Origin of the sequence: Cryptosporangium sp. NPDC048952, from assembly GCF_043197895.1 — a bacterium.
Taxonomy (GTDB): Bacteria; Actinomycetota; Actinomycetes; order Mycobacteriales; family Cryptosporangiaceae; genus Cryptosporangium.
This window is the reverse complement of the sequence record NZ_JBICTY010000001.1, coordinates 1,242,487-1,254,444: the sequence shown is the minus strand read 5'-3', so window position 1 is coordinate 1,254,444 and position 11,958 is coordinate 1,242,487. Positions and strand designations below refer to the sequence as shown.

Here is an 11,958-nt window from a genome sequence, read left to right as displayed (position 1 = left end):
GGCCTCTTGCGCCCACGAAAGAAAAGAACGCCGCTATTCCACCAGAGGTTCAGCAATGAGGATTAACAGTTCTTGGGTCATCAGAACCACGAAAATGGACACAAAAATAGGGAGCACCGCCGGCGGGGTGACCAGCGGTGCTCCCAGAAAGCCTGAACCCGGTGACCGGGATTCCGATTACGCGGACCGCCACAGACCGCGCAACCGCACTACCAGATTCAGGCGAGTGAACAGACCGACAACGACTCGACGTCCAGGTTCGGACGCGGCGCGTTCCGGCCGATCGCGGTTTGCATTCGGTTGATGGTAGCTACTCGCTTGTCAGCGAGCGGACCGAGGATGGCGTTCTGAACGAAGTTCGCGCCTCCTTCTCCTGCGGACGTAACAAGTCGGTTTTCGGCTTCATTGATCTGCGTATCGAGCAACGCCAGATTGCGTTCCACCTCCGCCTGTGCCTGAGCCGGGACCGCCGGCAGCTGACTTTCCACATCCGGGCAGGAGATCTGCTGACCAGCAGGATCCTCCCCGTTCTCCTCACCAGTTGCAGGTGGCGAGGAAGTCTCGGCGACGGGCGGCTCGTTCGCCGGGTCAGCCGAAGGTGCGGCCGCCTCGTCTCCCACGGAACACACCGACAAAGCATCCGCGCCGAGATCCGGCCGGGCCGCAGTGCGTCCGATCGAAATTTCGATCCGGTCGATCGTCGCTTTCCGCTTGTCCGCCAGCGGGCCGAGGATCGCGTTCTGGACGAAGTTCGCGCCGCCCTGACCGACGGTGCTTTCGAGCCTGTTCTGGGCTTCCGAAATCTGGGTCTTCAACAGCTCCAGATTGCGGTCGACTTCAGCCCGGGCCGAAGCCGGAACAGCGGGCAACTTGCTTTCGACGTCTGGGCAGGTGATCGTACCGACGTCAGCGCTGGAGGCGGTTGAAGCCTCTTCGCTGGCGTTCGACGTCCCTACCAAAGCCGCTCCGGTCAGCGCAAGCGCGGTTCCACCGATCGCCACGCCCAAGGTCCAACCTGACCGACCTTTTACTCGCATTGCTTCTCCTGAGTCCGGCGCACCCGGATGAGCTTCGGAGTTTGCCCACGCCCATCACACGGAAATGCGCGGCAGGTGGTTCAGCGCCTTTCTTCAAATCGCGAAAGAGGGCTCTGAACAGCGCAGATATGCTGGGGTCATGCAGCGACCCCTCGTCACCCTGCTCTCGGTCGTGGCCGCGCTGCTCCTGGGCACCGCGACACCGGCGCAGGCACACGGCGCCGACGCCAAGCCCGAGGCCACCGACTACCGCACCGCGATCACCTCGGTCACCCCGTCGACCGACGAGGTCACGCTGAGCGTCATCGAGAACGGCGTGCGGCTCGAGTTGCGCAGCAACACCGACCGGGACGTCGAGATCCGCGGTTACTCCGGCGAGCCGTACCTCAAGATCACGTCGGACGGCGTTTGGACCAACACCCGCTCCCCCGCGACGTGGATCAACGCCACCGCGGACGGCAAGAGTCCCGTCCCGCCCAACGCCCGCGTCGACACCGCTGCCGCGCCGGAGTGGCAGAAGCTCAGCTCCGACCGGGTCGTGCGCTGGCACGACCACCGCTCGCACTGGATGAGCACCAGCCCTCCCCCCGCCGTCAGCGCCGACCCCACGTCCGCGCGTCGCGTCGCGTCCTGGACCGCCGCGCTCGTCGTGGCCGGCGTTCCGACCACGGTCCGCGGCACGCTCGACTACGAACCACCACCGACCCCCACGTTGTGGTGGGCTGCTGTCGTGCTCGTGGCTGCAGCCCTGTTCGCCTGCACCTACTTCTTCGGTCGACGTCCGGCAGCGCGCCATCTCGTGGCGGGAGCCCTGGGGGTGGCCGCGCTGGCCGAGCTCGCCGACGCGATCGGCCGCACGCTCGTCGAGGGGGTCACCGGGTTCGGCGTCGTCACCGGTGTGCTGACGGGGCAGGGGGTCGGGCTGCTGGTGTCGGTGGCTGCGCTCGCCGCCGCGGTGGTTGCGAGTCGCGGTACGGACGCCGGGCCGTTCGCGCTGGCGTTCGCCGGGGCGTGCCTCGCGCTGCTGGGCGGGTTGCCCGACTACGAGACATTCGCGCACGCTGTCCCGCCGGTGCCGTGGCCCGGGCTCGCCGCCCGGCTCCTCACCACCGCACTCCTGGGCTTCAGCCTCGGCGCCGCCCTCAGCGGCTGGTGGTGGCTACTCCAGGCCCGCCGCTCCGCCACCGCCGCCGCGAGCGCCGCAACCGCGAGCGCCGCCACCCCGAGCGCCGCCACCCCGAGCGCCGCCACCCCGAACGCCGCAGGTGCCGCGAGCACCGCAGGCACCGCAGATGCCGCGAGCACCGCAGATGCCGCAGATGCCGCAGATGCCGCGGGCGCCGCAGATGGCACGGATGGCACGGATGGCGCGGGCGCCTCCCCCGTCGCGGGTGCCTCCCCCGTCGCGGAGGCGGAGACCGTCGCGGAGGCGGAGACCGTCGCGGAGGCGGAGACCGCCGCGGAGGCGGAGACCGCCGCGGAGGCGTCCCGCTGAGGGCTCCGCGCGTGCGCATCGGGACAACGACGCGACGCTCGTTCGCGTCAGGCTCCCGCCCGGGTGACCGATAAACAGTTGTGCCGGGCAGAAGGCGGGACGGGCGTCGGGTAGCGGTGTACCGCGACCCGGTGCTGCTCGTCTACGTCGGCGGCGCCCTCGCGGTGATCACCTGGCTGCTCGTCGCCGGCGCCGACCTGGCTCGCACGCTCCAGGTCAGCTGGATCGCGCAGCTGATGCTGGACACCGGCCTCGCCACGTTCGCGTACCGGATCGCGCGGCGGCCCGACCTCCCCCGCCCGATGCGCCGGTTCTACCGCGCGATCACGTTCACCGGCTTCTGCTTCGCGGTCGGCGACGTCAGCCAGATCGTCATCGTGTTCGCCCGTGCAGGCCCTGAGGTCGCGGTCAGCGGGCCGATCCAGACCGCATCCTTCCTGGTGGGCGTCACCGCGGCCGTTGCCGTTGTGCTGTTCTACCCGACCAGCGTGCGCACCGTCCGGGAACGGTTGCGGTTCTGGCTGGACGCCACGACCGTCCTGCTCGGCGGCGCGGCCCTCGCCTGGGCGCTGGCCGCCGAGCCCGGCGTCGACCGCGTGTCCGGGCTGGTCGCGGGCGCACTCGTGCTCGTTGCCGTGTTCGCGGCGACAAAACTGCTCTATACCGACGCCGCGCCGATGACCCGCATCGCCGTGATGCCGTGCATCGCGTCCACCGTCACTCAAGGTTTTGGCATTTTTGCAAGTAGCGCACTCGGCACGGACGAACACGCCGGTGTCGCGCAGGCGCTCCAGGTGCTCGCGGCCATGCTGATCGGCGCCGGCTTCCGCATCCAGGGGCTGACGTTCGCGACCGGGCTCCCCGGTCCACGGCGGAAAGTGCAGCGCGCACACAACAAACTGCCCTACGTGGCGACGCTGGCCGCGGCCGGAACCCTCGTCGCCGTGCTGCCCCGCAGCGCCGGTGTGAAGGCCTGGGGCGTGCTGCTCGCGGTGCTGGTGATCAGCGTCCTGGTCTCGATCCGGCAGATTGACGCGTTCGCGGACAACGAGGCGCTGATCCAGCGCCTCGACAAGAGTCTGGCGGCCCTCGGCGAGAACGAACGCTGGTACCGGTCGCTGCTGCAGCACTCCACCGACATCACGCTGGTGGTCGACGTCCACGGGATCGTGACGTTCGCCAGCCCCGCGGTGAAGAAGGTCCTCGGCCTACCGGTCGACGAGGCGGTCGGTCTGCGACTCGTCGACCTTCTGCATCCGGACGACCGGGACGCCACCGACGCCGCGTTCACGAAGTTGCGTGCCCGGCAGGGCGGCACGATGACGATCTCGGCGCGCTACCGGCACGCGGACGGCGACTGGCGTTGGCTGGACGGCGCCTGCACGAACCTGCTGGAAGGCGCAGGCGTCGGCGGGGTGGTGTGTAACGCCAGGGACGTCACGGAGGCGCGGCGGTTCCGCGATCAGCTCCAGCACGAGGCGACCCACGATCCGCTGACCGGCCTGCCCAACCGCACGCTGTTCAACGAACGGTTGGAGGCCGGGGCGTCCGGCCAGTGCGCGCTGCTGCTCGTCGATCTCGACGACTTCAAGCTGATCAACGACGTGCACGGGCACCCGGCGGGGGACGCCGTGCTGGTGGCCGTCGCCGGGCGTCTCCGGGAATGCACACGGCCCGGGGACACCCCGGCGCGCCTGGGTGGGGACGAGTTCGCGGTGGTGCTGCCCGGTGCGTCCCCGGTCGACGCCGAGCGGGTCGCCGAGCGCTTCCGGGTGCTGCTCCGGGCGCCCGTGAAGGCGGACGGCGACGAACTCGCGGTCAGTGCCAGCGTCGGGATCGGGATCGGCGTCGCGCTGGGGTCGGAGTCGCTGCTCAGCGTCGCCGACCAGGCCATGTACCGGGTGAAGCGGGCCCGGCGGGAAGCCGCCAGTGCTGTGTCAGGGCAACAGTAGGCAGCTGTCGCCGAACTCGTGCCAGCGGTAGTGCTCGGCGACGGCCTCGCGGTAGGCCGCCTGGACGAGGTCCGGGCCGGCGACGGCCTCGAGGAGCAGCAGGTGGGAGGCGTCGGGGGTGTGCCAGCCCGTGATGAGTCCGTTCACCACCCTGGTCGGGTGGTCGGGGCCGATCACGAGGTCGGTCCAGCCCTCGGCCGCGGTGACGTGCCCCGTGTCGTCGGCAGCGCTTTCGAGTGCGCGGGTCACCGTGGTCCCTACCGCTACCACCCGCCCGCCGGCGCTACGCGCCGAGTTCACCAGGCGTGCGGTCGCGCCCGGCACGCGGAACCGTTCGGTCTGCGGTCCTTCACCGAATTCCTGCGACGAGACGCCGGTGTGCAGGAGTACCGGGGCCACGCCGATGCCCCTGGTGATCAGGTCGGTGACCATGCGGTCGGTGAACGGGCGACCGGCGCTGGCCATCTCGGCGCTGCCTGGTTCCCGGGCGAACACCGGTTGGTAGTCGGTGAGTGGCCAGCGTCCGTGCAGGTAGCCGTAGGTGATCGGGCGGCCGTGCCGGTTGAGCCAGGGCACGACCTGGCCTTCGAGGGCGACGTCGGCGTGCCAGAGGCGGACGCCGGATTCGCGCTGGTCCGCCGGGGCGCGGAGGGTGAGGCAGGCACCCCCGGGCACCGAGATCCGCTCGCCTACAGCCCCATCCAGAACGGGCCCGGATCCGTCCGTCACCCGCATCTCCACGACCCAACTCGACCGCGCGCCGCTCGGGGCAGCGCCGCTCGGGCCAGCGCCGCTCGGGGCAGCGCCGCTCGGGCCAGCGCCGCTCGGGGCAGCGCCGCTCGGGGCGGAGAAGTGGACCACCACTGGAGTGTCGTCCGGGCGGTGGCCGTCCACCGCGGCGGGGAGCGTCGCGGAGATGTTGACGACGACGAGGTCGCCAGGCGCCAGGAAGTCGGGGAGCCGGGCGAACCGCGTCGACGTCAGACCGGACGACCCGGCCACCAGCAACCGGACCTCGTCCCGAGCCAACCCGCGCGCCTCGGGCGGTTCGTGCGCGTCGGCGTCCGTGGGCAGACTGAACACCGTACGGGGAGACCTCATGCCCCCACCCCCGCCAACAGCTCGGACGCCCGGTACCGCCCACTCGGCGGCCGCTCCTCCACCAACCTCAGCAATGCCGGCACCACGGTCTCCGGCTCCGGCCGGTCCGAGATGTCCTCCCCCGGGAACGCCTCCTGGTGCATCGCGGTCCGCATGTCTCCCGGGTCGAATGCGTAGACCCGCAGGTCCGCCCGCTCCACCGCGAGCACCGCCGACAGCTGGTCCAGCGCGGCCTTACTGGCGCCGTACCCGCCCCACTGCGGGTACGCCTCCACGGCGGCGTCCGAGCTGACGTTGACGACAGTGCCCAGCGAATCGAGGAGCAGCTGGGTGAGGCCGAGCGGCGCGAGCACGTTCACCGCGAGCACCGACGCCAGCCGGTGCAGCGGGTACTCGGCGAGCGGCGGCATCGGGCCGAGCAGGCTCGCGTTGTTGACCAGCAGGTCCACGGGGCCGAGCGTGCGGGCGACGCGGGCGAGGGTCGCGCGGTGCGACGGTTCGCCGACGTCGCCGGGCACGGCCAGCACCTGCGTGCCCGGGCCGCCGCGGCTGCGGAACTCCGCGACCGCGCGGTCGAGCGCGGTGGTATCCCTGGCGTCGACGACGAGGTCCCAGCCGCGGGCCGCGAGGGCGAGGGCCGTGGCGCGGCCGAGTCCGCGGGAGGCTCCGGTGATCACTCCGAGAGGCATTGTTCTTCTCCTTTTCGAGGTGCGCTGCCGGTACGGTAAAAACTGAAGTTGACTTCAAGTCAAGCTATTGGAGGCAGGGATGAACGATCTGCTCACGATGGGCGACGTCTCGCACCGCAGTGGGCATGCGCCGTCCGCCCTGCGTTACTACGAGCGGGTCGGGCTGCTCGAGGCCACCCGCACCACCGGTAACCAGCGCCGGTACCACCGGTCGGTGCTGCGTCGGCTGGCATTCATCCGGGCCGCGCGTCACGTCGGGTTGAGCCTCGAAGAAGTTCGGGACGCGCTGGCGACGTTGCCTGCCGGGCGCACGCCGACCCGGCAGGACTGGACGCGGCTCTCGCGCGCATGGCGGTCGCGTCTCGACGAGCAGATCAGCGCGCTGATGGCGCTGCGTGACGGGCTCGATTCGTGCATCGGCTGCGGCTGCCTCTCCCTGCAGCGCTGCCGCCTCTCCAACCCTGGCGACCGCGCCGCCGGCGCCGGCCCAGGCGCCGTCTATCTCCCCCGCCTACTCCGAGACCCGGTCCGCGACGAGGCCTAGCCCCGTCCCACGCCCGGCTCCCGCCCCAAGCACGACCCCACCGCAAACCCAAGCGCGGCCCCGCCCGCAAACCCAAGCGCGGCCCCGCCGCAGGCACAAGCACGGCCGCAGGCACAAGCACGGCCGCAGGCACAAGCACGGCCGCAGGCACAAGCACGGCCGCAGGCGCGAGCACGGCCGCACGCGCGAGCACGGCCGCACGCGCGAGCACGGCCGCACGCGCGAGCCCCGCCGCAGGCGCGAGCGCGGCCGCAGGCGCGAGCGCGGCCCCGCCGCCGAGGGTGGAGCACGTACGAAGGGCGGCCCCGCCAAGAGATGGCGGGGCCGCCCTTCCCCCTCCTGCCCGCGGCGTGCCAGAGCGGGGCCGCAACCCCATCGGCCCCCTTCGGGCGCGCCGCCGGCGCGCTAGCAACTCACTTCGCCAGGAACGCGAGCAACGCCTCGTTCCATTCGTCCGCGTGGCTCACGTTGCACCCGTGCGGACCGCCCGCGATCACGTAGAGCGACCCCTGCGGCACGGCCTTCACCGTCCGCTCCCCCGACCCCTCGAACGGCACGGTCGCGTCGCTGTCACCGTGCAACACCAGCGCCGGCACCGACACCTTCGGCAGATCGTCGCGGAAATCGGTGTTCCCGAACGCGGTCATGCACTCCAGCGCGGCAGCCTTCGACGACCGCTTCGCCAACGCCAGCGCCTCCTGGCGCTGCGCCTCGGTCACCGCTAGCACTCCGTTCACCGAGAAGAACTCGGTGATGAACTGGTCGTAGAACTTGTCCTGGTTGGCGGTGAGCCCGGCGGTCATCTCCGCCATCTCGGACTTCTCCAGCGGTCCCCCGGGGTTACCCGACGTCTTCGCCAGGTACGGCGGCACCGCCGACGCGAACACCACGCTGTGCAGCCGCTCCGCCCCGTACTTCGAGAAATACCGGACCACCTCGCCCCCGCCCATCGAGAACCCGACGACCGTCACGTCGTTCAGGTCGAGCTCGGTGAGCACCGTGTGCAGGTCCTCGGTGAGCGAGTCGTACGAGTAGCCGGTCAGCGGCTTGTCGCTCCGACCGAACCCGCGACGGTCGTACGTGACGACCCGGTACCCCGCAGCCGCGAGCGCCGGCACGTTGTACTTGAACGACTCGCCGGACAGCGGCCAGCCGTGGATCAGCACGACGGGACGCCCGACGCCGCCCGTGTCGTCCACGTGAAGCTTCGTGTCCTTGAAGATGCCGTGGTGAGCGGTGATGTCAGCCATGCGAAAGTGCTACCCAGTTAACCCGGAATCATCCGGCTGCCGAATGGGGGCGGAGTGATGCGGCACATCTCGTTCACCACCGATTACGGGCTTTCCGACGCGTTCGTCGCGATCTGTCACGGCGTGGCACTGACCGCCGCGCCTGGCGTCCGCATCATCGACGTCACCCATCTCGTACCGCTGGCCGACGTGCGCCGCGGAGCGGCGGTTCTGACGGACGCCGTCCCCTACCTGCCGCCCGACAGCGTGCACGTGGCGGTCGTCGATCCCGGCGTCGGCACCGACCGGCGGGCGGTCGTCGTCGAGACGCCGCGGGGGCACCTGGTCGGACCCGACAACGGGCTGCTGCTGCCGGCAGCGGACACGCTCGGCGGAGTGACGGCGGCCGTCGAGCTGACCGATGCGACGCCGGCTCGCACGTTCCACGGGCGGGACCTGTTCATGCCGGCGGCGGCGCGACTGGCCACCGGTGCGTCGCTGGCTGAGCTCGGGCCCGCGATCGACCCCCGAACGCTGGTACGACTACCCACCGAGGTCACCCGCACGGGGCCGGGGTGGCTGGAGGCGGAGGTGCGGGCGGTCGACGGGTTCGGCTCACTGCAACTCGCCGCTTCCGCGGCGGAACTGGATCCGCTCGGCACGCCGGTGCACCTTCTTCATGACGACGATATGCGGCTGGACATCGCCCGCGGGGACACGTTCGGCGCCGTACCGCCCGGCGATCTCGTCGTGCTGCTCGACTCGACCGGACGGGTGGCCATTGCGGTCAATCAAGGCAGGGCCGCCGACCGGCTCGGGATTGGGGTCGGCGCGGTGGTCAGGCTCGAACGGCGGCGTGCACCGGAAGCGTGAGCGTGAACGTCGAACCGTGGTTGAGCTGGGAGTCCGCGACGATCCGGCCTCCGTGGTGCTCGACGATCGTCTTCACGATCGACAGCCCCAGGCCGGTGCCCTGAATCGCCTCGTCCATCGCGTTGGACGAGCGGAAGAACCTGTCGAACAGGCGTCCCTGCTCGTCGACCGGGATGCCGATACCGGTGTCGCGGACGGTCACCATCGCCTCGTCGCCAAGCCGTCGGCCGCTCAGCGTCACCGCACCACCGCCCGGGGTGAACTTCACCGCGTTCGACAGCAGGTTGAGCATCACCCGGTCGAGGTGGGCGGCGTCCCCGCGCACCACGCCGATGTCGTCCGGCACCTCCGAGGTGACAGTGATCCCCTTGCTCAGCGCCATCGGCGTGATCGCACCGATCGCGGCGTCCAACAGGGGTCCGAGCTCCACCTCGTCGTGCCGGATGTGGAACGCGCCGGCGTCGATCCGGGACAGCGTCAGCAGATCCTCGACGAGCAGCAGCAGGCGCTGTGAGCTGCGGTGAGCCACCTGCACCATCTTGGCCTGCTCGGTCGTGATCGGACCGACGTCACCGTCCATCAGCAGTTCGAGGTAGCCGGAGATGCTGGTCAGCGGGGTCCGGAGCTCGTGCGAGACGGTCGAGACGAGGTCGGTGCGCACCTGGTCGATCTCGCGGAGCCGGTCGACCGCCTCCTTGAGCACCTGCTCGGTGCGTTTGCGGTCGGTGATGTCGGCGAACGTGATCACCGCACCTTCGATCTGCCCGTCCCGGTGCAGCGGCGCCGCGACGTATTCGACCGGCAGCGACGTGCCGTCGCGCCGCCAGAACACCTCGGAGTCGATCCGGTTCGTGCTGCCCTCGGCGATCGTGCGGGCGATCGGGCAGTCCTCGGCCGGGTACGGGGAGCCGTCCGGGAGGTGGTGGTGCAGCACCTCGTGGGCGATGCGTCCCAGCAGTTCCTCGACGTCCCAGCCGAGCGACGCGGCTGCCTGCCGGTTGACGAACGTGATGCGGTCGTTCCCGTCGAGACCGTAGATGCCTTCTCCGGAGCAGTCGACGAGCTGCTCGAACCGGTTGGCGAGCCGGGCGCGTTCCCGTTCGAGCCGGTGGGCTTCGGTGAGGTCGAACGCGATGCCGATGTGACCTTCGACGGTGCCGTCGTCGGCCCGCAGCGAGGTCACGGTGAGCAGCACCGGGAGCTTGTAGCCGTCGGATCGGACGTACGTCCACTCGCGGGTGCTCGGCAGGCCGTCACGCAGCAGGACCTGGAAAATCTCCTCCACCGAGTCGACGCCCAGCTCGTCGGCCACGGCGGTCATCTCGGCCGGGTCGTGCAGGGTGTCGAGGACGGCCCGGCCGATGACCTCCTCGGCCCGGTAGCCGAGCATGCGGTGGGCGCCTTCGTTGAAGACCGTGACGCGCCCGGTGGCGTCGCAGCCGATGATCGCGCACTCGGTGGCGCCGCGGAGGACACCTTCGAGAAGGTCGTTCGTGCGCCGGATCTCGGCTTCGGCGCGGCGGCGCTCGGTGACGTCGCGGAGGATCGCGGTCGCGAACAGACCCTTCGGACTCTTCCAGGTGGAGACAGAGGCTTCGACGTGCAGTTCGGTGCCGTCGGCGCGGGTGGCGTCGACCTCGACGGTCGGGTCGGGGTGCGGACCGACCGGGCCGGGCGCCTCGGTGAGCGCCGGTAGCCCGCCGGGGATGACGCGGTCGACGGGGGCGCCGAGGATCCCGCCCGGCTCGATGCCGAACATCCGCGCGGCACCGCGGTTCCAGGCCGTGACGCTGCCGGAGTGGTCGACGGTGACGATCGCGTCGGTGGCGGTGTCGGTGACCGAGTGCAGCTCGGCGGTCATGGAGACCGCGAGGACGCGGGCGCGACTCCGGGCGGACGTCAACGCGAGCAGCAGAGCACCGGCGAGCACGGCGACCGCTGCTCCGCCGACTCCCAGGGCGAGTGGGCCGTACTGCGTGAGCGGGCCGAGGTCGGTCGCGGCGTCGAACCGCACCCGCCACCGCCGCCCCTCCACCGACAACTCGGTCTCCTCGACGCCGTCCGGCACCCGACCGCTCGAAGCGTCCGCGCTCGGGGTGGCCGCGCTCGGGGTGGCCGCGCTCGGGGTGGCCGCGCTCGGGGTGGCCGCGCTCGGGGCGGCCGCGCTCGAAGCGGCCGCGCTCGGGGCGTAGAGCGCCTGCGGCGCGGTCGCGGGCGTGGTGGTGGAGCCTACGTCGTCGAGCCAGAGTCGGTCGGCGTCGACGCCGAGCGCGCCCTCCGCGAGATCACCCATGCGGAACGCGGCGTAGACGACGCCGGTGAACGCCTCGCGGCGGGCGGCGGCGGTGGCCGGCGTCGTCGTCGTGCGGTACACGGGCACCATCACCAGCGCCCCGTGCTGCGTGCCGGTCTCCTGTACGAGCGTGGTGGGAGCGCTGAGCCGCGGTACGCCGAGGTCCCGCGCGGCCAGGGCGGCGGCGCGACGCCGGGGTTCGCTCAGGAAGTCGAACCCGACGGCGGCCTCGTTGCCCCCGACCGGGTCGACGTACGTGATCGGCAGGGCCTCTCCGGTCTCGCCGGGATGAATGCGGAATGCGGGATAGCCCTGCTCCGCGCGTGCCAGGTCGGCCGCCGCCCGTCGACTGAACACCGTACGTGCGGACGCGTCCACGAACTGCGCTGCACCGACCGCCTGGATACCGGGATACCGCCGACGCACCGCAACGGCATCGGTGTACCGCTCATAATCCGTCCGACTGGGCCACCCCTCGGTCCGCAACCACGCCGCGACCCCGCGCAACGCCTCGACGTAGTGGTCCACCTGGCGTTCGAGGCGGGTGGCCGCGGCAACGGTCTGCGCCTGCGCCTCCCGCTCCCGAGTGCGTTCGCTGACGTGGGCGGCGAACAGCGACGCGACGGCGGCGACCGCGATCACCGTCGCGGTGATGAGCACGGCGGCACCCCAGCGGACGACGCCCGCGCGCCACTGCAGGCCGCGACGCTCCCCCATGTTCGCACAATACCGATAAACTGCGCTT

Annotated in this window: 9 protein-coding genes; 4 read left to right on the top strand and 5 right to left on the bottom strand. The window is 71.0% G+C overall.

Annotated elements, in window-relative coordinates:
* Window positions 1-218 precede the first annotated feature (218 nt).
* Window positions 219-1,037, bottom strand: coding sequence for a hypothetical protein (locus ACGFY5_RS05895; protein WP_392717761.1), 819 nt, complete (start codon window positions 1,035-1,037; stop codon window positions 219-221).
* A gap of 139 nt (window positions 1,038-1,176) precedes the next feature.
* On the opposite strand from ACGFY5_RS05895, the gene ACGFY5_RS05890 reads away from it, so the two are divergent.
* Together ACGFY5_RS05890 and ACGFY5_RS05885 are read left to right on the top strand one after the other, a co-directional pair.
* A complete protein-coding gene (locus ACGFY5_RS05890) occupies window positions 1,177-2,532 on the top strand; it encodes a hypothetical protein (RefSeq protein ID WP_392717759.1) in 1,356 nt (451 codons plus the stop codon).
* A 131-nt stretch (window positions 2,533-2,663) separates the two neighbouring features.
* The gene (locus ACGFY5_RS05885; protein WP_392717757.1) at window positions 2,664-4,484 is read left to right on the top strand and encodes a diguanylate cyclase domain-containing protein; all 1,821 of its coding nucleotides are present in this window, start codon (window positions 2,664-2,666) and stop codon (window positions 4,482-4,484) included.
* Here ACGFY5_RS05885 and ACGFY5_RS05880 read toward each other — a convergent pair.
* Entirely contained in the window at window positions 4,470-5,585 is a 1,116-nt protein-coding gene (locus ACGFY5_RS05880; protein WP_392717755.1) for an S-adenosylmethionine:tRNA ribosyltransferase-isomerase, read from the bottom strand. The two genes, ACGFY5_RS05885 and ACGFY5_RS05880, sit on opposite strands and share 15 nt — an antisense overlap.
* Complete coding sequence (locus ACGFY5_RS05875; protein WP_392717753.1) at window positions 5,582-6,274, bottom strand: SDR family NAD(P)-dependent oxidoreductase; 693 nt, start codon at window positions 6,272-6,274, stop codon at window positions 5,582-5,584. The genes ACGFY5_RS05880 and ACGFY5_RS05875 overlap by 4 nt, the downstream gene beginning before the upstream one ends.
* A 79-nt stretch (window positions 6,275-6,353) precedes the next feature.
* On the opposite strand from ACGFY5_RS05875, the gene soxR reads away from it, so the two are divergent.
* Complete coding sequence (gene soxR, locus ACGFY5_RS05870) at window positions 6,354-6,818, top strand: redox-sensitive transcriptional activator SoxR (protein WP_392717751.1); 465 nt, start codon at window positions 6,354-6,356, stop codon at window positions 6,816-6,818.
* A gap of 413 nt (window positions 6,819-7,231) precedes the next feature.
* Here soxR and ACGFY5_RS05865 read toward each other — a convergent pair whose 3' ends face one another.
* On the bottom strand, window positions 7,232-8,068 hold the full coding sequence (locus ACGFY5_RS05865) for an alpha/beta fold hydrolase (protein ID WP_392717749.1): 837 nt from the start codon (window positions 8,066-8,068) through the stop codon (window positions 7,232-7,234).
* Between the two features lie 57 nt (window positions 8,069-8,125).
* On the opposite strand from ACGFY5_RS05865, the gene ACGFY5_RS05860 reads away from it, so the two are divergent.
* Window positions 8,126-8,920, top strand: coding sequence for an S-adenosyl-l-methionine hydroxide adenosyltransferase family protein (locus ACGFY5_RS05860; protein ID WP_392717747.1), 795 nt, complete (start codon window positions 8,126-8,128; stop codon window positions 8,918-8,920).
* Here ACGFY5_RS05860 and ACGFY5_RS05855 read toward each other — a convergent pair.
* On the bottom strand, window positions 8,886-11,930 hold the full coding sequence (locus ACGFY5_RS05855; protein ID WP_392717745.1) for a PAS domain S-box protein: 3,045 nt from the start codon (window positions 11,928-11,930) through the stop codon (window positions 8,886-8,888). The genes ACGFY5_RS05860 and ACGFY5_RS05855 overlap by 35 nt on opposite strands.
* Window positions 11,931-11,958: the final 28 nt, after the last annotated feature.